Consider the following 22366-nt stretch of genomic DNA (forward strand, 5'->3'; position numbering starts at 1 on the left):
TTTATGGTACGAAATGTTATTGCAATTATAATATTAGCAGGTGTATTAACGGGTTGTTCACCGACTGTCAAAGTTCAAGCACCGAGTGAACCAATTAATATCAATTTAAATGTTAAGATAGACCATGAAATTAATATTAAGGTTGATAAAGCGTTAGATAATATAATCAATAAATCTGGATTATACTAATTGATAGATTTTATTTTTATCTGTCTTTTTGATTATAAGTATTAAAAACCCATACTCACATTTAAATAAATAAAATATGATGTATTTATTAAGGAGTCTGTTATGAATATCTGTAAAAAAGCAACCTTGGCATTATTTTCAGCTATGTTATCTTTTTCTGCGCTTGCATTGAATTTGGATCAAGCAATGGATTCATTAAGTCAAGCCAAAGCTCAAGGGATAGTTGGTGAACAGGCTGATGGTTATTTAGGTGTAGTGAAAAACGAAGGTAACGCTTCTGAAATTGCGCAATTAATTAATCAGGCTCGTAAAGAACAATACCAAAAAGTATCAGCTGAAAGTAATGTCCCTTTAAGTGAAGTAGAAAAAAAGGCCGGTAGTAAAGCGCAAGAAAAGACCCCAGCAGGTCAATATATAAAGCGACAAGGCCAATGGTTAAAAAAATAATTGCTACTTTTTTCAGTAGTAAGAAAAGTATAATCAAATTATGCTTTAATTGTGTATAAATAATGTGTATTCTGTTTGTTTAAATATTTGTTTTATGTTTAACAAAATAAAAAAATTTATCTAGTTAGTTTTTACTTGTAACAGTATCGCTTATGCGATTTGAAATGGAGAAAATCAATGTGTTCGATTTTAGGTATTCTTGATATTAAATCAGATCCAGAACAGCTACGAACAAAAGCATTAGAGCTATCATGTCTACAGCGTCATCGTGGTCCTGATTGGTCTGGTATTTTTGCGTCTGATAAAGCAATTCTTGCTCATGAACGTTTATCAATTGTAGATGTTAATACAGGATCTCAGCCTCTTTATAATAAAGATAAAACCCTAGTTTTAGCGGTAAATGGCGAAATTTATAATCATCAAGAACTCCGAAATCAGTACAAAGATCGTTATGAGTTTCAAACAGGTTCTGACTGTGAAGTGATTCTTGCTTTATATCAAGAAAAAGGTATTGATTGCCTTGATGAATTACAAGGTATGTTTGCTTTTATCCTTTATGATATCAATAAAGGCAGCTATTTTATTGGCCGTGACCATATTGGTATTATTCCAATGTATACAGGTCATGATGAAAATGGCACATTTTATGTTGCCTCTGAAATGAAAGCATTAGTGCCTGTTTGTAAAACAATTGAAGCTTTCCCTCCGGGATGCTATCTATCTAGTACCGAAGGTGAAATCAAAACGTATTACAAACGTGACTGGATGGATTACGAAAATGTGAAAGACAATAAGACGGATATTAATGCACTGCGTGTTGCATTAGAAGAGTCTGTAAAAAGTCATTTAATGTCTGACGTGCCATATGGTGTTTTATTGTCAGGTGGACTTGATTCTTCCGTCATTTCAGCGATCACTAAAAAATTCTCAGCACGTCGTGTTGAAGATCACGAAAAATCAGAAGCATGGTGGCCACAGTTACACTCATTTGCTGTAGGTTTAAAAGGTGCTCCAGATCTAAAAGCTGCACAAGCGGTTGCTGATCATCTAGGTACAGTTCACCACGAAATTAACTTTACCATTCAAGAAGGTATTGATGCTATTCGTGACGTAATTTATTTCATTGAAACTTATGATGTCACCACAATCCGTGCTTCAACACCAATGTATTTAATGGCACGTAAAATCAAAGCAATGGGAATAAAAATGGTACTTTCTGGTGAAGGTGCTGATGAAGTGTTCGGCGGTTACCTCTATTTCCACAAAGCGCCAAATGCTAAAGAATTCCATGAAGAAACCGTACGTAAATTAGCAGCACTACATATGTATGATTGTGCACGTGCGAATAAAGCAATGGCGGCTTGGGGCGTTGAAGCTCGAGTACCATTCCTTGATAAAAAATTCTTAGATGTCGCAATGCGCATTAATCCAAAAGATAAAATGTGTGGTAGCAATGGTAAAATGGAAAAACATATTGTCCGTGAAGCATTTGAGTCTTACTTACCTGCATCTGTTGTTTGGCGTCAAAAAGAACAATTCTCTGATGGTGTTGGTTATAGTTGGATTGATACATTAAAAGAAATTGCAGAAAGTAAAATTACTGATCAGCAATTAGAAAATGCAAAATTCCGCTTCCCATATAATACGCCAACTTCGAAAGAAGCTTATATGTATCGTGAAATTTTCAATGAACTATTTCCAGTTGAAAGTGCGGCTCATTGTGTACCTGGTGGTCCAACTGTTGCATGTTCAACTGCTAAAGCAATTGAATGGGATGAATCATTTAAGAACTTAAATGATCCATCTGGACGTGCGGCGGTTGGTGTTCATAACGACGCTTATAAAAAATAATTGGTTTTAGCGATAATTATTTGATATAAAAAAACGGGGAATATTCCCCGTTTTTTATTAACGATAGACTAAATTAAATTATTAATGTGCAGCGCCTTTAGGTGCACCAATCGGTAAAACCGTACGACCAAATTGCTCATTAATCACTTCTGCCATTGCTAAATAAACAGCACTTGCTCCACAAATAATGCCTTCAAAACCTGCAATATGAATAATGCCATGGTTACCTGAAATATTACCAATAGCTAATAAAGCAAATAAAACGGTTAAACTAGCAAAAACAAATTGTAATGCGCGGTTGCCTTTTAATGTACCAATAAACATAAAGCCAGTAAAAATTCCCCATAACGCAAGGAAAATACCAACAAAAGTGGCATCAGATGGCGCTGTCGCTGGTGAAGTTGGTAAATACCAAATACCCACTAACGCAATCCAAAAGAAACCATAAGAAGTAAATGCCGTTGTACCAAACGTATTACCTTTTCGAAATTCTAAAATGCCAGCAATGACTTGCGCAAGGCCTCCATAAAAAATACCCATTGAGACAATTACTGTCATAGCAGGAAAAAATCCAGCATTATGAATATTCAATAAAATTGTTGTCATACCAAATCCCATTAAGCCAAGAGGGCCAGGATTTGCAAGTTTTGTTTGTTCCATAAGGATCCTATAAATTAAGTAAGATGATTAAAGAGCGGCAATAATAAGTGTAGAAAACGCTATAATCAAGGTTTTAGAAAAATTATTTTTTTTTGCCCCTTGATATTAATAATAACGTTCCCATTTATGTGAAAACAAAAAGCATTTCTTTGTGAAGTAAAGGATTGAAAATTAAAATTTAAGACTTATATACAAGAAATAAAATACAGGTTTTGAGGAGAAAAGATTATGGGTAAAATTATTGGTATTGATTTAGGTACAACAAATTCATGTGTTGCTGTAATGGACAATGGTCAAGCAAAAGTATTAGAAAACGCTGAAGGCGATCGTACAACCCCTTCCATTATTGCTTACACACAAGATGGGGAAATCTTAGTTGGTCAACCAGCAAAACGTCAAGCAGTAACCAATCCACAAAATACACTATTTGCAATTAAACGTTTAATTGGTCGTCGTTTTGAAGATGCCGAAGTACAACGTGACGTTAGCATCATGCCATATAAGATCGTAAAAGCTGACAATGGCGACGCATGGGTTGATGTTAAAGGTCAAAAAATTGCACCACCACAAATTTCTGCTGAAGTATTGAAAAAAATGAAAAAAACAGCAGAAGATTATCTTGGTGAAGCAGTGACTGAAGCGGTTATTACTGTACCTGCTTATTTTAACGATGCACAACGTCAAGCAACTAAAGATGCTGGTCGTATTGCAGGACTTGATGTAAAACGTATCATCAACGAACCAACAGCTGCAGCGCTTGCTTATGGTTTAGATAAAGATGTAGGTAACCGAACTATAGCGGTTTATGACCTTGGTGGTGGTACATTTGATATTTCTATTATCGAAATTGACGATGTTGATGGCGAAAAAACCTTTGAAGTATTAGCAACAAATGGTGATACTCACTTAGGTGGTGAAGATTTTGACTCACGCTTAATCAATTATTTGGTTGACGAATTTAAACGTGAACAAAACTTCGATCTAAAAAATGATCCGCTAGCAATGCAACGATTAAAAGAAGCGGCAGAAAAAGCGAAAATTGAATTATCATCAGCGCAACAGACTGATATTAATTTACCTTATATCACTGCTGATGCAAGTGGTCCAAAACATTTAAATATTAAAGTGACTCGCGCTAAATTAGAATCATTAGTAGAAGATTTAGTTAAACGTTCAATGGATCCTGTAAAAACAGCATTACAAGATGCAGGTCTTTCTGTTTCTGACATTAAAGACGTTATTCTTGTTGGTGGACAAACTCGTATGCCAATGGTTCAAAAAGCGGTTGCTGACTTCTTTGGTAAAGAGCCACGTAAAGATGTAAACCCTGACGAAGCGGTTGCTGTTGGTGCAGCTGTTCAAGGTGGTGTACTTGGTGGTGATGTTAAAGATGTTTTATTACTTGATGTAACTCCATTGTCTTTAGGTATTGAGACTATGGGTGGTGTAATGACAACTTTAATTGAAAAGAACACAACTATTCCAACAAAACATAGTCAAGTGTTCTCAACAGCTGAAGATAATCAATCAGCAGTAACCATTCATGTATTGCAAGGCGAACGTAAACGTGCGGGTGATAACAAATCATTAGGTCAATTCAACCTAGACGGTATTCAACCTGCACCTCGCGGTATGCCACAAATTGAAGTTACTTTTGATATTGATGCTGATGGTATTTTGCATGTATCTGCGAAAGACAAAAATACTGGACGTGAACAAAAAATTACGATTAAAGCCTCTTCAGGATTAAGTGAAGAAGAGATTCAAAAAATGGTAAACGACGCAGAAGCAAATGCCGATGCAGACCGTAAATTTGAAGAACTAGCTCAAACTCGTAACCAAGCAGATCATCTAGTTCATTCAACACGTAAACAAGTGACTGAAGCGGGTGATCAGTTATCAGCTGATGATAAAAAAGCGATTGAAGAAGCAGTAAGTGCTTTAGAAACTGCCGCTCGTGGCGAAGATAAAGCAGAAATTGAAGCAAAAATTAATGCATTAATGGAAGCTTCTAAAAAATTGCTTGAATTAGCACAACAACAAGCTCAAGCAGCTCAAAGTGCAGAAACAAATAGTGGAAGCTCCACCTCGCAAGATGATGTTGTTGATGCTGATTTCAAAGAAGTTGATGATGATAAAAAATAATCATTATTAATTACTATTTTTATAATGAGTTATTTCAACAAGTTTTAAACATGTAATACATTAAACGGGCGCGAGGTAACTCAAGCCCGTTTAGTTGTTTATGAAAACAGATAATAATAAAGGTTAATTATGGCGAAGAAAGATTATTATGAGACATTGGGCGTTAGTAAAAGTGCCAGTGAAAGTGAGATAAAAAAAGCCTATAAACGCCTAGCCATGAAATATCATCCCGATAAAAATCAGGATAACAAAGCCGAAGCTGAAGCAAAATTTAAAGAAGTTAAAGAAGCTTATGAAATCTTAACTGATCCGCAAAAAAAAGCCGCTTATGATCAATATGGTCATGCTGCTTTTGAACAAGGACAAGGTGGAACTGGAGGATTCGGCGGTTTTGGCGGTTTTGCAGGCGGAGCGTTTGATGACATATTTAGTGATTTTTTTGGCGGTGGTCGTAGGGGCAGTCAAACCGAAACTCGAGGCAATGATTTACAATACAATATCACACTATCATTAGAAGAAGCTGCTGCCGGTGTTAGTAAAGAAATTAAAGTCCCAACATGGGTAAGCTGTGATACTTGCCATGGAAAAGGAGCCGAAAAGTCTTCTGATGTGGTAACGTGTAACACATGTCATGGTACCGGTGTTGTACAAATGCGCCAAGGCTTTTTTGCTGTGCAACAAGAGTGTCCAACTTGTCATGGTCGTGGTAAAGTTGTTAAAAATCCATGTAAAAAATGTCACGGTGAAGGCCGAGTACAAAAAACAAAAACATTATCTGTTACTATTCCTGCTGGTGTTGATACAGGAAATCGTATCCGACTTTCTGGTGAAGGTGAAGCTGGATTAAATGGTGCGCCATCTGGTGATTTATACGTACAAGTGCAAGTTAAATCACATGCTATTTTTGAACGAGACGGTACAAACTTACATTGTGAAATTCCAATTAATATTGTATTAGCATCACTTGGTGGCGAAGTTGAAGTGCCGACCCTTAATGGCAAGGTCAGCTTAACAATTCCTGCTGAAACTCAAACAGGAAAAATGTTCCGACTACGAGGCAAAGGCATAAAATCATTGCGTGGTAATGCTATAGGTGATCTTTACTGCCATGTTGTGGTTGAAACACCAGTTAATTTAACCAATAAACAAAAAGAGTTGCTTAAAGAATTAGGCGAAAGCTTTAAAGCCGATAAAAACGCTAAACATAGCCCCAAAGAAAAAAACTTTTTTGATAAAGTAAAAACGTTTTTTGGTTAATATCGCAATATAAAAAGCAAAGTAATAATAGCGTGGTTGAAGTCATGGTTATTCTACCAGCCACGCTAATTATTAAAATAGTAAACCCTATCTATGCCAATGAATAAATATTCTCTGGTTTCTGATTTCTTTAATTTTTAAGTAAAAGTAAACATTTTGTGTCTACAAATAGTCGTTTTCCCGAATAGTTTTTATTATAGTGTTTTAGCTTGTTGCCTTAATTTATTTTCAGCAAATTTTTCAAATTTAAATGAATATTTAATTCAATAATTAATGGTTTTATAACGTTTGTTTTTACACTGGCTTAAGTGACGAATAGCTTTAATCAGGTTTTTTTAGCAAGTTATAAAAATGGTTGGACAACTGATACCATAAAACATTTGCTCAAATCGGGGATGGTTATTTATTCCTTAATGATATACGCCATATCTCTTATCCTAGTCAGTAATTTCTCAAATTGCTGCAATCAACGTGGGTAATTTCTAAAATAGATAAACAAGGATTGTTTTAATAATATAATGTTACGTTAACAATCCTCTTAAAACTAACTAATTTAACACTCAAAATTTTTAATAATGTCTCTCTTAAAAAATATGCATTAGTGTAGCTCACCTAAGTTTCACTTTGTTAGTTGTCATTTGATAGTGATATTTACTTAACCAAACTATATCTTTTAAGGTGTCACACAAGCTAATCCGGCAATACTATCAGGATTATTTAAAAAAATTTGTCCATAACTCATGATGATATACTGTTTGTCTTGATACGACTCAGATGCCCAGTATGATGGAAAATTCCAATCACTAACATTAGTATTAAAAGATCCCCACTCATTAAATAGACCACCTATCCAGCGATTACCTCTTTGGTAACTGAGTTGTCTCAAACTTTCATTTTTTTGCCCTGGCTCACCCCACATCCAAGAATAACCGTCATTCGCATTGGTATAATCCCCAACGCTAGGAACACGATAATTACTACCTAAACCATTACAAAAATTTTTAGCTTGGTTATAATCTGTACCCAAATCCGGTTTCGCTATATACCAACGCTCTAACTTAAAACTATAAAGTAGCTGGTTGTGGTTACTGTCTGCGTAAAGTTTAAACAAAGAGGGATTAAAGTTTTTATTATTTGAATCTTTATTTGGGCCTTTTAATGTTATTTTTAATTGTAATTTATTTTGATTTGAATTTTGGTTAAGTTTTTCTGCACTTAATAATATATTCACCGAACTACCTCCACTTACAGCTGAAACCGTAGTGCCATTAGCATTGATTACTTGTTGAGGTGTAATACCTGTTAACAGTAAATAAAAACTGAGATTATCTGACCCCGTAGTTGGAAAATTATCCTTTGGATTATTAATATTATTTACATGAAAGCCATGCAAGTTGTTCCAGTTTTTACCTGGCATACCATACATTCCCGGAGGTTGGGCATAACAAATCCGTGCTTCATTTGCTGATATTTTTGGATTAAGAATATATGTTTGACTTGCACTACCAAGACTCCACGACGTACCAAAATTTGTTATCTTGGGTTCGCCATACAAAGTCGATAGTTGAGCATCTCTTACTTTAAGATGTAACTGATAAGGTGCTGAGCAGGGATCAAATTTACTCGTAGGATTGTTTTTGATAGTGTTTGTAATGTCAACACTATTTACATCATACCATATAAGCTCTAGTAGACCAGTCATATCGACATTATTATCGCCATCATCATCCACCCAATAATTATTTGTCACTATTAGATCTCTTAAATTAATCTTCGGGTAACTGCTATTACTCGATAACGGTATAAGAGTTTGGATACTGTCAAAAGATTCTGCACTACTTGGTAACTCAATTATCTCATCCGGAGAAGCTATCATAGCATTTGGGTATAAATTTGACCTGCCCATTTCTGGCACATACTCACGCCCATCAGATAGTCTTATGCCTAATAATGCTTGAATTTCTCCTTTGGTAGCGCCACTATCAAAAGAAAGATAGGGGGCATGACCGTGTATCACATCTAATGTCTTAGCTGTTAACGCATTAGCATAATAGGTATGGGAGATCATTAAAAATAAGCATAATACAAAATAATGTAATATATATTTTGTTTTATAAAATTGTTTTTTAAAAGAATGAAAAAAAGAGGTAAAAATCGAAACGATAAAATGCTTATAATTGCTATTGAATTTCCTAAATTGGTAAATAACTGTTTTTAACATTATTAATTTCCTTTTCCAATATTGATTTTATTATTTTTATTTTATCTTTTTATTAAAAAGTCAAAATAAATCCATGAAATAAGTACTAATTAACAACTAACATCAGGAGCAAGTATAAATGTTTCTGAATTTTTATAAATAAATTTTATTTTACTTCTTAAAAAAATTGTATTGTTTAGGTTACCTTACCTTACCTAATTGATAGCTTATATTGTCACTTTGTTAAGCGCCTTAACCATTGACCTTGGTCTTATTGTGCAAAGATTGGTATAATAGCCGTCATTTATTCGAATAAATAGAAATTATGTCGCAATCTACTTATAATGCCGTTGATATTGAAGTCTTAAAAGGGCTTGATCCAGTTCGTCATCGACCTGGAATGTACACTGACACAAGCCGACCAAACCATTTAGGGCAAGAAGTCATTGATAACAGTGTTGATGAAGCTATCGCAGGTCATGCTCGTAAAATTAAGGTTACCCTTTTTCAAGATAATTCACTAGAAGTTATCGACGATGGGCGAGGAATGCCGGTTGATATTCACCCTGAAGAAGGTGTACCCGCGATTGAATTATTGCTTTGTCGTTTACATGCTGGCGGAAAGTTCTCGAACAAAAATTACCAATTTTCAGGTGGTTTACACGGTGTAGGTATTTCGGTAGTCAATGCATTATCAAAACGTGTTGAAGTTACAGTTCATCGTGATGGACAAGTGTACGAAATAGCTTTTGAAAACGGTAATAAAGTTGAAGATCTGCATATTACGGGCACTTGTGGTCGTCGTAATACAGGTACCAAAGTTCATTTTTGGCCTGACGAAAAATATTTTGATTCTCCTAGATTTTCTGTCCCACGCTTATCACATCTACTAAAAGCTAAAGCGGTGCTTTGCCCTGGCCTTGAAATTATTTTTAAAGATGAAATCAATAATACCGAACAATGTTGGTGTTATGAAGATGGCCTAAAAGATTATCTAATGGAATCTGTCAGCGGTTACTCTCTTTTACCTGAAACGCCTTTTACAGGTAATCATACTGGCGAAACAGAAGCCGTTGAATGGGCACTGCTTTGGATGCCCGAAGGTGGAGAATTATTAACTGAAAGTTACGTTAACTTAATCCCAACCGTACAAGGCGGTACCCATGTTAATGGTTTACGTCAAGGATTATTAGACGCAATGCGTGAGTTTTGTGAGTTTCGCAATTTGTTACCACGAGGATTAAAATTAACCGCCGATGATATATGGGAACGCTGTGCCTATGTTATTTCAGTCAAAATGCAAGAGCCTCAGTTTGCGGGCCAAACTAAAGAGCGCTTATCATCGCGCCAAAGTGCGGCATTTGTTTCGGCTATTGTGAAAGATGCATTTAGTCTTTGGTTGAATCAAAATGTACAAATAGCCGAATTACTAGCTGAAATGGTAATTTCAAGTGCACAAAAACGCTTAAAAGCGTCCAAAAAAGTCATTCGAAAGAAATTAACCAGTGGTCCAGCATTACCAGGCAAATTGGCCGATTGCTCATCACAAGACTTAAGTCGTACTGAACTGTTTTTAGTGGAAGGAGATTCTGCGGGAGGTTCGGCTAAACAAGCACGAGATCGTGAATATCAAGCCATTATGCCTCTTAAAGGCAAAATCTTAAATACATGGGAAGTCTCGTCCGATGAAGTACTAGGCTCACAAGAAATCCATGATATTTCTGTTGCTATCGGTATCGATCCAGATAGCGATGATTTAAGCCAATTACGTTATGGTAAAATCTGTATTTTAGCCGATGCCGACTCAGATGGACTACATATTGCAACATTACTTTGTGCTTTATTTGTTCGGCACTTTCGTACCATGGTTGAACATGGGCATGTCTTTGTTGCTATGCCGCCGCTTTACCGCATCGATTTAGGAAAAGAAGTTCATTACGCCCTAGATGAAGAAGAAAAAGAAGGCATTTTAGAACAGCTTAAACGTAAAAAAGGCAAGCCCAATGTGCAGCGCTTTAAAGGTCTAGGTGAAATGAATCCACTACAACTACGCGAAACAACAATGGATCCCAATACGCGTCGTTTAGTACAGCTTTCGCTTGATGATGCTGAGCAAACGATGGCATTAATGGATATGCTACTTGCTAAAAAACGCTCAGAAGATCGCCGCGAATGGTTACAAGAAAAAGGTGATCAAGTTGAACTTGATGTCTAACAAACAGAATGATTTAGAGGAACAATAATGAGTGAGATAACTCATGACGGAGTAGAAATCCAGTCGTTACGCACTTTTACCGAAAGCGCCTATTTAAACTACTCAATGTATGTCATTATGGATCGTGCCTTGCCATTTATTGGGGATGGCTTAAAACCAGTGCAACGACGCATTGTTTATGCTATGTCTGAATTAGGACTTAACGTACAAGCCAAATTTAAAAAATCTGCGCGTACCGTCGGGGATGTGCTTGGTAAATATCATCCTCATGGTGATAGTGCCTGTTATGAAGCGATGGTGCTCATGGCGCAACCATTTTCATATCGCTATCCATTAGTTGATGGGCAAGGTAACTGGGGGGCTCCTGATGATCCTAAATCATTTGCCGCTATGCGTTACACTGAATCACGTTTGTCAAAATATGCCGAACTATTATTAGGTGAACTAGGACAAGGAACGGTTGATTATATGCCTAACTTTGATGGTACTTTACAAGAACCTAAAATGTTACCGGCTAGATTACCCAACATTTTATTAAATGGTACAACAGGTATCGCGGTCGGCATGGCAACTGATATACCGCCTCATAACCTTCGTGAAGTCGCGAATGCGGTAATTATGCTTGCTGATAACCCCAATGCGACGCTCAACGAAGTAATGGCTCACATACAAGGCCCTGATTTCCCAACAGAAGCTGAAATTATTACTTCACCAGAAGACATAGCGAAAATCTATAAAACGGGGCGTGGTTCAATCCGTATGCGTGCTGTCTGGAAGAAAGAAGAAGGTGATATTGTAATTACAGATCTGCCTCATCAAGTTTCGGGTGCTAAAATCTTAGAACAAATAGCTTCTCAGATGCGAGCCAAAAAACTACCTTTAATTGAAGATTTACGTGATGAGTCTGATCACGAAAATCCAACTCGTCTGGTCATTGTGCCACGTTCAAATCGAGTAGATTTAGAGCAAGTGATGAATCATCTATTTGCCACAACCGATCTCGAAAAAAGTTATCGGGTTAATATGAATATGATTGGGCTTGATAATCGCCCATCAGTAAAAGGCTTAGTTGAAATTCTTACTGAATGGTTAGAGTATCGAAAAAATACCGTCACTCGACGTTTAAATTACTGTTTAGATAAAATATTAAAAAGACTCCATACTCTCGATGGCTTATTAATTGCTTTTTTAAATATTGATGAAGTCATCGAAATTATTCGTCACGAAGATGAACCTAAACAAGAATTAATTAATCGTTTTGCCTTAACTGAAATTCAAGCCGAAGCGATTTTAGAGTTAAAACTTCGCCATTTAGCCAAACTTGAAGAGATGCGCATTAAAGGCGAACAAAGTGAGCTTGCAAAAGAGCGTGATCATCTGCAAGCTTTGTTAGCTTCACCTAAAAAATTGAGTAATTTAATTAAAAAAGAGCTAAAAGAGGATGCTGAAAAATATGGTGATGACCGTCGTTCTCCAATTGTTGAGCGCAGTGAAGCTAAAGCTATTAGTGAACAAGAGTTAACACCATCTGAACCTGTTACTGTCGTTTTATCTGAAATGGGTTGGGTAAGAACAGCAAAAGGTCATGATATTGATCCTACTGGTTTAAGTTATAAATCCGGTGATAGTTTTAAAGCTGCCGCCAAAGGCAAAAGTAATCAACCTGTTATTTTCATCGATTCAACGGGACGTAGTTATGCTATAGAACCAAACACGTTACCATCAGCACGAAGTCAAGGCGAACCATTAACTGGTAAATTAGCACTACCCGCTGGTGCAACAGTTGAACATGTGCTCATGTCTCAAAATGATAACCAAAAATTATTACTTGCTTCAAGTGCTGGTTATGGATTTATTGGTCAATTTAGTGATTTGGTTGCTCGCAATCGTAATGGTAAAGCAATTATTAATTTGCCTAAAGAATCTAAAATATTACCACCAATTGAAATCACATCTGAAGATAGTTTACTACTATCAATCACCAAAGCAGGGAGAATGCTCATATTTCCTGTAAAAGATTTACCTGAGCTCGCTAAAGGTAAAGGAAATAAAATTGTATCACTTTCAGATGCTGATGACTGCCTTGCTTATACTCTATTAATTAAGCAAGACAACTCAATAACGTTATATGCTGGTAAACGCAAACTTACATTATATCCTGCTGATTTACAAAAATTTAAGGTAGAGCGAGCACGAAAAGGTACACCATTACCGAGAGGTTTACAAAAGATAGATAAAATAGAGGTGAACGAATAATATGTCTTTTATCTGGGCAATAATTGCAGGCTTTGTTTTGAGCACTGTATTAAAAACAGGATGGGGATTTATTCTTGGGCTTTTTGTTGGGCCAATGCTTTACCGCACGTTTTGTAATAAATTGACCGAACAAAGAACACAAGCAAATCCAACACTTTATTTAACTGTTGTTTTTGAAGTTCTAGGTCACTTAAGTAAAGCTAAAGGGGTCGTCACACAAGATGATATTAATCTTGCTAGTCAATTTATGGATAGATTACAACTTGACCGAAACGGCCGAAAACTAGCACAAGATTCATTTAATAATGGTAAAGCAAGTGACTACCCACTAAGATCTCGTTTGGCTGAGCTATACGCACAATATCGTTTTCGACGTAATGTGTTAAATATTTTTTGTGAGCAATTGATCCAAGCCGCATTAGTTGATGGCGTTTTAGACGAGAAAGAACAACAAATTTTATTTATTGTGGCTGAAGAATTTAATATTCCGCGTCAACAAATGGCAATATATATCCAAATGATGATGGGAAGTTATCACTTCCGTCAAAATGGCTATAGTAACCAACACGGACAACGAGGCCAATACCAACGCAGTAATAATTATGGAAATTATCAAGGCCGCTCACCACAATCCGACCTACAAAATGCTTACAAAATTTTAGGTGTTGCAGCTACAGCTGAAATCTCAGAAATAAAAAGAGCTTATCGTAAATTAATGAATGAGCATCATCCTGATAAGTTAGTATCGAAAGGCTTACCGAAAGAGATGCTTGAAACCGCCAAAAAACGTGCACAAGAGATTCAAGCGGCCTATGATCTTATCAAAGCATCACGTGGATTTAAGTAGAGACTATCATCATGATGCATTGGCGATCAATTTTACGAATTATCGGTTTATTAGTATCCCTATTATCGATATTCATGTTATTACCAGCACTTGTTGCATTAATCTATCGCGATGGGGCTGGTACAATTTTTGTTCGCTCTTTTTTTGTTGCCTTAATTTTAGGAATTGCACTATGGTTTCCTAATCGTAATCATCGCCACGAGCTGAGCACACGTGAAGGCTTTTTTATCGTCGTACTATTTTGGGTTGTTCTAGGATCAATTGGCGCTTTTCCTTTTATTTTTGATACACATATTAATTTAAATTTAAATACTGCATTTTTTGAATCATTTTCAAGCTTAACCACAACAGGTGCCACCACAATTGTTAAGTTAGATCATCTACCTAAAGCTTTACTTTTCTATCGCCAATTATTGCAATGGCTTGGAGGGATGGGGATTATTGTGCTAGCTGTTGCTATCTTACCATTACTGGGGGTAGGGGGAATGCAACTTTATCGTGCCGAAATTCCCGGTCCGCAAAAAGACAGTAAAATGCGTCCACGTATTGCTGAAACAGCTAAAACACTTTGGTCAATTTATATTTTGCTAACAACGCTTTGTGCTATTTGTCTCTGGCTGGCCGGTATGAATGTATTTGATGCTGTGTCACATAGTTTCTCTACAATATCAATGGGAGGGTTTTCAACCCATGATGATAATTTAGCCTATTTTAATAGTCCGGTAATCAATTACATTGTCACCCTCTTTTTGATTTTATCCGGCTGTAATTTTGCGCTCCATTTTGCCGCACTAAGTGGCTTTTCGATTAAAGAGTACTGGCGTGATCAAGAGTTAAGAATATTTATATTTATTCTACTGATACTAGTTGCTATCTGTACAATTGTTATTTATTTCTATAAACCACACCGCCTGAGCATTGATAAAATTATCTTACAAGTAGTATCCATATCATCAACAGCAGGCTTTAGTGTCGATGATATCAACACATGGCCATCATCATTACCAATCTTTTTATTGTGCGCTTCATTTATTGGTGGTTGTGCGGGATCAACGGGTGGCGGTTTAAAAGTGGTTCGTGTGTTAATTTTGTTTATGCAAGGCTCACGTGAACTAAAGCGCCTTATTCATCCTAACGCTATTTATACTTTAAAATTAAATAATCGCGTGGTTTCTGAACGCATAATCGAAGCGATTTGGGGATTCTTTTCTGCATATACGTTGGTCTTTTTAGTTAGCTTATTTATTATTATGGCAACAGGCATTGATGCCACTGACTCTTTTTACATAGTAGCATCATCACTTAACAATTTAGGGGTCGGTCTTGGTAGTGTAAGTGATAATTTTGCTAGTGTCAGTGATATAGTAAAATGGGTAATGGTGGTTGACATGTTATTTGGGCGATTAGAAATATTTACCTTACTAGTTTTATTCACACCAACATTTTGGAAAAGCTAAATTTATACTGAAACATATAGTTACCGGAAAGTTTTTAACAGGATATGCAATTTTTATAAATATTTTATTGATTATTTGCTCAATTACAGACAGAATTACAACGCAGCATGTGCTGTATTTATTAGAGGTAATCACCTGACATATGGAATGGATCATGGATCCTACAATCTGGATTGGCTTATCCACTCTGGTTGTACTTGAAATCGTCCTTGGTATTGATAACATTGTTTTTATAGCCATTCTTGCCGAGAAACTTCCCCCCCAACAACGAGATAAAGCCCGCGTTACCGGTCTTGCTTTTGCATTAATCACTCGAATTTTATTATTAATGTTTACGGGTTGGTTAGTCACACTTACTACACCGCTATTTTCGATATCCGAGATCAGTTTTAATGCCCGACAACTAATTATGCTAATTGGTGGTATATTTTTGCTATTTAAAGCTACCATGGAGCTAAATGAACGCCTTGAAGGCACATCAAATGAAGATGGTAAACCTAAAAAGACATCTCACTTCTGGACTGTCGTTGCTCAAATAGTTGTACTTGATGCTGTGTTCTCGCTTGATTCAGTCATTACAGCTGTTGGAATGGTCGAACATATCCCTGTGATGATTATTGCCGTTTGCATAGCAATAGGCATTATGATGGTTGCAAGCAAACCATTGGCTAATTTTGTCAACGCCCATCCAACCATTGTGATCCTATGTTTGAGCTTCTTATTAATGATAGGATTTAGCCTTGTTGCCGAAGGTTTTGATTTTATTATTCCAAAAGGTTACTTATATGCGGCGATCGGTTTCTCAATCATGATTGAATTTTTTAATCAATTAGCCATACTAAATCGCCGTAAAGCATTAAATAAAAAACCGCTACGAGAACGTACTGCAGAAGCTATTTTACATCTACTAAAAGGTGATGCTGAGGAAGATCCAGATACTCATAATATTGATATCGTATCTGATACTAATAAAAAAGTATCAGTGTTTAATCATCAAGAACTCAGCATGGTTGAACGAGTACTTGGACTTGCACAGCGTTCGGTCAGTAGCATTATGACATCTCGACTTGATGTTGATATGGTCAATATTAATGACGATCGTGATGTTATAATAAAAGAAATTTTTGATAATCCTCATTCTCGTTTAGTTGTCACTGATAATGACTCAATTGATGAGCCTTTAGGTATTATCCAAGTTAATGACCTTTTAAAAGATGTACTACAAAGCAAAGCACCGATCGATATACACTCACTAATCAAACAACCTTTAATCTTTCCAGAAACCGTATCGTTACTGGTTGCATTAGAACAATTTAAAAAGGCCAAAACTCATTTTGCTTTTGTGGTTGATGAATTTGGTTCAATGCAGGGGGTTGTCTCGGTAACAGATATTATCGAAACCATTGCTGGTGATTTTCCAACAGAAGAAGAGGAAATTGATGCTAAACATGATATTCAATGTCTAGATGATAATAGCTGGATTGCTAATGGTTATATTCCAGTTGAAGAGCTAGTCCGTTTTGTACCAATACCGATTGATGATAAACGTGAATATCATACCCTAGCAGGGTTATTAATGGAAAAAGCTCAACATTTACTCAATGTTGGTGAAACCTTGCAAATTGGCGATTATTTATTTGAAGTAGCTGAAATAGAAAGTCATAGAATTCTTAAAGTAAAAATCACGTTAAATAAACCTGATTCTGTAGCATTATAATACAGCAAAGAGAAATAACTAGAATAACGCTTGACCAAAATAAATAACTAGCAATAATTGACGCTGGAAAATTTTTGTTTATTTGAAGGTGCGGAGTAAATACTCCTCATCTTTTTTATTTTTCCCCTTTAGTAAAAAATAGGTAAAACTGTTTATAAACTTTTACTCTTACTTATCAATCTAAATTAGGCCTAAACTTATGAAGTCAATATTCGAAAAAACCTTTCAATTGAAAGAGAAAAAAACAACTATCGGTACTGAAATTATCGCTGGTTGTACTACCTTTTTAACAATGGTTTATATCATCTTCGTGAATCCTTCCATCTTATCAGCAACAGGTATGGATACTTCTGCTGTTTTTGTTCTAACTTGTATCGTAACAGCCTTTGCTACCATTTTAATGGGGCTATTTGCCAATTTACCAATTGCATTAGCACCTGCCATGGGGCTTAACGTCTTTTTTGCCTATGGCATATGTGGGGCAATGGGCTATTCTTGGCAAATTGGTATGGGAGCGATATTTTGGGGTTCTTTAATCTTTTTTGCGTTATCACTATTTAAAGTTCGTCACTGGTTAATTGAACATATTCCACAATGTCTGCGTGTAGGTATTAGTGCAGGTATTGGACTATTTATTGCTTTTATGGGATTTCAAAATATGGGCATTGTAGTCGCTTCTCCTTCCACACTATTAACTATGGGGAATATCTTATCGCTTAAAGTCCTATTAGGATCACTAGGTTTTTTCATTATTGTTATTTTAGCGGCACGCAACTTTCATGCTGCTGTATTAATTTCGATTTTAGTAGTAACACTACTTGCACTATGGCTTGATCCAAATATCAGTTACCAAGGCATTGTGTCTATGCCACCTAGTGTAACTAGTGTTGTTGGCCATGTTGATCTGGCAGGTTCGCTAAATATTGGTATTATGGGTGTAATATTTTCAATAATGATTGTCAGCTTATTCGACTCATCAGGCACTATTTTAGCACTAACAGATAAAGCAGGCATTAGTGACGAAAAAGGTCGATTCCCCAAAATGCGTCAAGCGCTGTTAATTGATAGTTTTAGCTCCTCTTTAGGTGGATTATTTGGTACATCATCAGTGTTAACCTATATTGAAAGTTCCGCAGGTATCTCTGTGGGTGGTCGAACAGGATTAACCGCAGTAGTAGTTGGACTATTATTCTTATTGGTAGCCTTTTTCTCGCCACTGGCACATTTAGTACCTACCTATGCAACATCAGGCGCACTTATTTTTGTTGGCATTTTAATGGTTTCAAGCTTAGTTAAAGTTAACTGGTCTGACTTAACAGAGGCAACACCAGCTTTTATTACAGCAATTATGATGCCATTTGCCTTTGCAATTACTGAAGGGGTTGCACTAGGTTTTATCTCTTATGTAGTGTTAAAAACCTTTACTGGCAAATTTAAACAATTAAATCTTTGTGTAATAATTTTTGCTTTACTATTTGCTTTAAAATTTATTTTTATTGATCATCAATAAAAATGACTCCCCATCGTTACTTACGATGGGGAAATTTTTCTAAATACCTAACGCACTTATTGTGCTATACTCAGTACCTAATTATAAAAATTAAAATCTAGTGTCTTTCTATTAAAATAGCGACCGCCTTCGATAAATAATTAACACCAAGATCAAGAACTTATTGATCGCAAAAACTTGACATTATCTCCCCTGGGGTCTAGAATCTTGCGACCCAAAACTTATACGCATAGGTTTTGGTCTACAGTTATTAATTACGTATCTAAAAAGCAATTTTAAATTTATTTTAATTAATCAGGAGCTTATTAATGGCAACAATTAATCAGCTGGTACGCAAACCAAGAGCACTAAAGGAAGCAAAAAGCAACGTTCCTGCCCTTGAAGCATGCCCGCAAAAACGCGGTGTTTGTACTCGTGTTTACACAACTACACCGAAAAAACCAAACTCAGCATTACGTAAAGTATGTCGTGTACGTTTAACTAACGGTTTTGAAGTTACTTCTTATATCGGTGGTGAAGGTCACAATCTACAAGAGCATAGCGTAATTTTAATCCGTGGTGGTCGTGTTAAAGACTTACCAGGTGTTCGTTACCACACTGTTCGCGGTGCATTAGACTGCGCAGGTGTTAAAGATCGCAAACAAAGCCGTTCTAAATACGGTGTTAAACGACCTAAAGCTTAATGGAACTCCGTTAAGTAAGGCCAAACTATATAATTCCATTTAACTCATTTGAGTTTTGGGTAAACCTGAAAATTTATAACATATAAACGGAGTATTCCAATGCCACGTCGTCATGTTGTCGGTCAAAGAAAAATTCTTCCTGATCCGAAGTTCGGTTCAGAGTTACTGGCGAAATTTGTAAATATTTTAATGATAGATGGTAAAAAATCTATCGCAGAATCAATCGTATATTCAGCTCTTGATAAATTAGCTGAGCGTAGTGGAAAAGACCACTTAGCAGCTTTTGAAGTTGCATTAGATAACGTAAGACCAACTGTAGAAGTTAAGTCACGTCGCGTTGGTGGTTCTACATACCAAGTTCCTGTTGAAGTGCGTCCAGTTCGTCGTAATGCACTTGCAATGCGTTGGATTGTAGATGCTGCACGTAAACGTGGCGATAAATCAATGGCTTTACGCCTAGCGAATGAACTTATGGATGCTTTTGAAAACAAAGGTACCGCTGTGAAAAAACGCGAAGATGTTCATCGTATGGCTGAAGCTAATAGAGCGTTTGCACACTATCGTTGGTAATATTCTCTCTTATAGTTGTATAAGTGACTTGAATTAGGACTGATAGCCCTTATCTGCTATCAGTCACCAAAATGATGTTTTATTAAGCAAACGATTCTAAACAGAGGATTAATATGGCTCGTACAACCCCTATAGCACGCTACCGTAACATCGGTATCAGTGCACATATTGACGCAGGTAAAACAACAACGACTGAACGTATTTTGTTTTATACTGGTGTTAGTCACAAAATTGGTGAAGTTCATGATGGCGCAGCTACCATGGACTGGATGGAACAAGAACAAGAACGTGGTATTACTATCACATCTGCGGCAACAACAGCATTCTGGTCAGGTATGGGACAACAATTTGAACCACACCGTATCAACATCATCGACACACCAGGACACGTTGACTTTACAATCGAAGTTGAACGTTCCATGCGTGTTCTTGATGGTGCAGTAATGGTTTACTGTGCGGTTGGCGGTGTTCAACCTCAATCAGAAACTGTATGGCGTCAAGCAAACAAATATAAAGTTCCACGTATTGCATTTGTCAACAAAATGGACCGTATGGGAGCCAACTTCTTACGTGTTGTTGATCAAATTAAAACTCGTTTAGCAGCAGTTCCAGTTCCTTTAGTTTTACCAATCGGTGCTGAAGAAGGATTTACTGGTGTTGTTGATTTACTTAAACGTAAAGCAATTAACTGGAATGATGCTGATCAAGGTGTAACGTTTACTTATGAAGATGTGCCAGCGGACATGGTTGACCAAGTTGAAGAATGGCGTTCTTTCTTAATAGAAACTGCAGCTGAAGCAAGTGAAGAGTTAATGGAAAAATACCTTGGCGGTGAAGAGTTAACTGAACAAGAAGTAAAAGCGGCATTGCGTGAGCGCGTACTTGCCAACGAAATCATCTTAGTAACTTGTGGTAGTGCCTTTAAAAACAAAGGGGTACAATTCATGCTTGATGCGGTTATTGAGTATTTACCAGCACCAACTGATGTACCTGCAATCAAAGGTGAATTACCAAATGGTGAAGCTGCTGAACGTCACTCAAGTGATGATGAACCATTCTCATCTTTAGCGTTCAAAATTGCAACAGACCCATTTGTTGGTAACTTAACATTTTTCCGTGTTTACTCTGGTGTTGTTAACTCTGGTGATACTGTTCTTAACTCTGTAAAAGATAAAAAAGAACGTTTTGGTCGTATCGTTCAGATGCATGCTAACAAACGTGAAGAAATTAAAGAAGTTCGTGCGGGCGATATTGCTGCTGCAATTGGTCTTAAAGATGTCACAACAGGTGATACTCTTTGTGCTGAAAGCGCACCAATTATTCTTGAAAGAATGGAATTCCCAGAACCCGTAATTTCGGTTGCTGTTGAACCAAAAACTAAAGCTGACCAAGAAAAAATGGGTCTTGCTTTAGGTAGACTTGCTCAAGAAGACCCTTCATTCCGTGTTCACACTGATGAAGAATCAGGTCAAACTATTATTTCTGGTATGGGTGAGCTTCACTTAGAAATTATCGTTGATCGTATGAAACGTGAATTTAAAGTGGAAGCAAATGTCGGTAAACCACAAGTTGCTTACCGTGAAACAATTCGCAATGAAGTAGAACAAGAAGGTAAATTTGTTCGTCAGTCTGGTGGTCGTGGTCAGTACGGTCATGTGTGGTTAAAAATAAAACCATTAGAGGCTGGTGGCGAAGGCTACAAATTCAACAATGAAATTGTTGGTGGTGTGGTTCCTAAAGAATACATCCCTGCAGTTGACAAAGGCTGTCAAGAACAAATGAAAAATGGTGTTCTTGCTGGTTACCCAATCGTTGATGTTGAAGTTACTATCTTTGATGGTTCTTACCATGATGTTGACTCATCAGAAATGGCATTTAAAATTGCTGGTTCAATGGCATTTAAAGATGGCTTCATGAAAGCTAAACCTGTGCTTTTAGAACCAATTATGAAAGTAGAAGTCGAAACTCCAGAAGATTATATGGGTGATGTTATCGGTGATTTAAATCGCCGTCGAGGTATGATCGAAGGAATGGATGATACTGCAACTGGTAAAACAGTTAAAGCACAAGTTCCACTTTCAGAAATGTTTGGTTACGCAACAGATCTTCGTTCACAAACTCAAGGTCGTGCTTCTTACTCAATGGAGTTTTTGAAGTACAATGAAGCACCAACAAATATTGCAACCGCAATTATTGAAGCTCGTAAAGCGAAATAATTTTTATCTAAATAAAGTAACGCTCCCCTTAATAACTTAAGGGAAGCGATTTAATAAAGGAACATTAAGATGTCTAAAGAAAAATTTGAACGTACAAAACCCCACGTTAACGTTGGTACAATCGGCCACGTTGACCACGGGAAAAC

General features: G+C 36.6%; 16 protein-coding genes and 1 pseudogene. 15 read left to right on the top strand and 2 right to left on the bottom strand.

Features of this window, described 5'->3' with window-relative positions:
- Positions 1–3 precede the first annotated feature (3 nt).
- The 3 genes from ACGH49_RS09545 to asnB all read left to right on the top strand — a co-directional run bounded on the left by ACGH49_RS09545 (position 4) and on the right by asnB (position 2487).
- A complete protein-coding gene (locus tag ACGH49_RS09545) occupies positions 4–189 on the top strand; it encodes a YnbE family lipoprotein (protein WP_034911268.1) in 186 nt (61 codons plus the stop codon).
- Positions 190–291: 102 nt separating this feature from the next.
- Entirely contained in the window at positions 292–636 is a 345-nt protein-coding gene (locus tag ACGH49_RS09550) for a YdbL family protein (RefSeq protein ID WP_411589167.1), read from the top strand.
- Positions 637–813: 177 nt separating this feature from the next.
- On the top strand, positions 814–2487 hold the full coding sequence (gene asnB / locus ACGH49_RS09555) for an asparagine synthase B (protein ID WP_034911264.1): 1674 nt from the start codon (positions 814–816) through the stop codon (positions 2485–2487).
- Between the two features lie 81 nt (positions 2488–2568).
- Here asnB and satP read toward each other — a convergent pair whose 3' ends face one another.
- Positions 2569–3147: an acetate uptake transporter gene (satP, locus tag ACGH49_RS09560; RefSeq protein WP_034911261.1), complete on the bottom strand. Its 579-nt coding sequence runs from the start codon at positions 3145–3147 to the stop codon at positions 2569–2571.
- 228 nt (positions 3148–3375) lie between these two features.
- On the opposite strand from satP, the gene dnaK reads away from it, so the two are divergent.
- Positions 3376–5292: a molecular chaperone DnaK gene (dnaK, locus tag ACGH49_RS09565; protein ID WP_411589168.1), complete on the top strand. Its 1917-nt coding sequence runs from the start codon at positions 3376–3378 to the stop codon at positions 5290–5292.
- Between the two features lie 129 nt (positions 5293–5421).
- Positions 5422–6549, top strand: a complete 1128-nt coding sequence (gene dnaJ / locus ACGH49_RS09570) for a molecular chaperone DnaJ (protein ID WP_411589169.1) — start codon at positions 5422–5424, stop codon at positions 6547–6549.
- A gap of 673 nt (positions 6550–7222) precedes the next feature.
- Here the strand turns inward: dnaJ and ACGH49_RS09575 are convergent.
- On the bottom strand, positions 7223–8617 hold the full coding sequence (locus ACGH49_RS09575) for a hypothetical protein (RefSeq protein WP_411589170.1): 1395 nt from the start codon (positions 8615–8617) through the stop codon (positions 7223–7225).
- A 457-nt stretch (positions 8618–9074) separates the two neighbouring features.
- Between ACGH49_RS09575 and parE the strand changes: the two genes are divergently transcribed.
- The 10 genes and pseudogenes from parE to ACGH49_RS09625 all read left to right on the top strand — a co-directional run.
- Positions 9075–10964, top strand: a complete 1890-nt coding sequence (parE, locus tag ACGH49_RS09580; protein WP_411589171.1) for a DNA topoisomerase 4 subunit B — start codon at positions 9075–9077, stop codon at positions 10962–10964.
- A gap of 27 nt (positions 10965–10991) precedes the next feature.
- The gene (gene parC, locus ACGH49_RS09585) at positions 10992–13220 is read left to right on the top strand and encodes a DNA topoisomerase IV subunit A (RefSeq protein WP_411589172.1); all 2229 of its coding nucleotides are present in this window, start codon (positions 10992–10994) and stop codon (positions 13218–13220) included.
- A 1-nt stretch (position 13221) separates the two neighbouring features.
- Positions 13222–14067 carry a co-chaperone DjlA gene (gene djlA / locus ACGH49_RS09590; protein WP_411589173.1) on the top strand — a complete coding sequence of 282 codons (846 nt, stop codon included), beginning with the start codon at positions 13222–13224 and terminating at the stop codon, positions 14065–14067.
- A gap of 14 nt (positions 14068–14081) precedes the next feature.
- A complete protein-coding gene (locus tag ACGH49_RS09595) occupies positions 14082–15524 on the top strand; it encodes a TrkH family potassium uptake protein (RefSeq protein WP_065607913.1) in 1443 nt (480 codons plus the stop codon).
- A 142-nt stretch (positions 15525–15666) separates the two neighbouring features.
- On the top strand, positions 15667–17241 hold the full coding sequence (locus ACGH49_RS09600) for a TerC family protein (RefSeq protein WP_411589174.1): 1575 nt from the start codon (positions 15667–15669) through the stop codon (positions 17239–17241).
- A gap of 199 nt (positions 17242–17440) precedes the next feature.
- Positions 17441–18751, top strand: coding sequence for an NCS2 family permease (locus ACGH49_RS09605; protein WP_065561192.1), 1311 nt, complete (start codon positions 17441–17443; stop codon positions 18749–18751).
- 308 nt (positions 18752–19059) lie between these two features.
- A complete protein-coding gene (gene rpsL, locus ACGH49_RS09610) occupies positions 19060–19434 on the top strand; it encodes a 30S ribosomal protein S12 (protein WP_034883792.1) in 375 nt (124 codons plus the stop codon).
- Between the two features lie 99 nt (positions 19435–19533).
- Entirely contained in the window at positions 19534–20004 is a 471-nt protein-coding gene (rpsG, locus tag ACGH49_RS09615; protein WP_034915550.1) for a 30S ribosomal protein S7, read from the top strand.
- A 113-nt stretch (positions 20005–20117) separates the two neighbouring features.
- Entirely contained in the window at positions 20118–22220 is a 2103-nt protein-coding gene (gene fusA, locus ACGH49_RS09620; protein WP_065607909.1) for an elongation factor G, read from the top strand.
- A gap of 69 nt (positions 22221–22289) precedes the next feature.
- Positions 22290–22366 (top strand): annotated as a pseudogene (locus ACGH49_RS09625) (elongation factor Tu); the annotation flags it as partial.

Source organism: Gilliamella sp. BG7, from assembly GCF_046635565.1.
GTDB classification, from domain to species: Bacteria; Pseudomonadota; Gammaproteobacteria; order Enterobacterales; family Orbaceae; genus Gilliamella; species Gilliamella apicola_P.

Coding starts and splice junctions, on each gene's coding strand:
- ACGH49_RS09545 (WP_034911268.1), top strand. CDS start 4: ATGGTACGAAATGTTATTGCAATTATAATATTAGCAGGTGTATTAACG.
- ACGH49_RS09550 (WP_411589167.1), top strand. CDS start 292: ATGAATATCTGTAAAAAAGCAACCTTGGCATTATTTTCAGCTATGTTA.
- asnB (WP_034911264.1), top strand. CDS start 814: ATGTGTTCGATTTTAGGTATTCTTGATATTAAATCAGATCCAGAACAG.
- satP (WP_034911261.1), bottom strand. CDS start 3,147: ATGGAACAAACAAAACTTGCAAATCCTGGCCCTCTTGGCTTAATGGGA.
- dnaK (WP_411589168.1), top strand. CDS start 3,376: ATGGGTAAAATTATTGGTATTGATTTAGGTACAACAAATTCATGTGTT.
- dnaJ (WP_411589169.1), top strand. CDS start 5,422: ATGGCGAAGAAAGATTATTATGAGACATTGGGCGTTAGTAAAAGTGCC.
- ACGH49_RS09575 (WP_411589170.1), bottom strand. CDS start 8,617: ATGATCTCCCATACCTATTATGCTAATGCGTTAACAGCTAAGACATTA.
- parE (WP_411589171.1), top strand. CDS start 9,075: ATGTCGCAATCTACTTATAATGCCGTTGATATTGAAGTCTTAAAAGGG.
- parC (WP_411589172.1), top strand. CDS start 10,992: ATGAGTGAGATAACTCATGACGGAGTAGAAATCCAGTCGTTACGCACT.
- djlA (WP_411589173.1), top strand. CDS start 13,222: ATGTCTTTTATCTGGGCAATAATTGCAGGCTTTGTTTTGAGCACTGTA.
- ACGH49_RS09595 (WP_065607913.1), top strand. CDS start 14,082: ATGCATTGGCGATCAATTTTACGAATTATCGGTTTATTAGTATCCCTA.
- ACGH49_RS09600 (WP_411589174.1), top strand. CDS start 15,667: ATGGAATGGATCATGGATCCTACAATCTGGATTGGCTTATCCACTCTG.
- ACGH49_RS09605 (WP_065561192.1), top strand. CDS start 17,441: ATGAAGTCAATATTCGAAAAAACCTTTCAATTGAAAGAGAAAAAAACA.
- rpsL (WP_034883792.1), top strand. CDS start 19,060: ATGGCAACAATTAATCAGCTGGTACGCAAACCAAGAGCACTAAAGGAA.
- rpsG (WP_034915550.1), top strand. CDS start 19,534: ATGCCACGTCGTCATGTTGTCGGTCAAAGAAAAATTCTTCCTGATCCG.
- fusA (WP_065607909.1), top strand. CDS start 20,118: ATGGCTCGTACAACCCCTATAGCACGCTACCGTAACATCGGTATCAGT.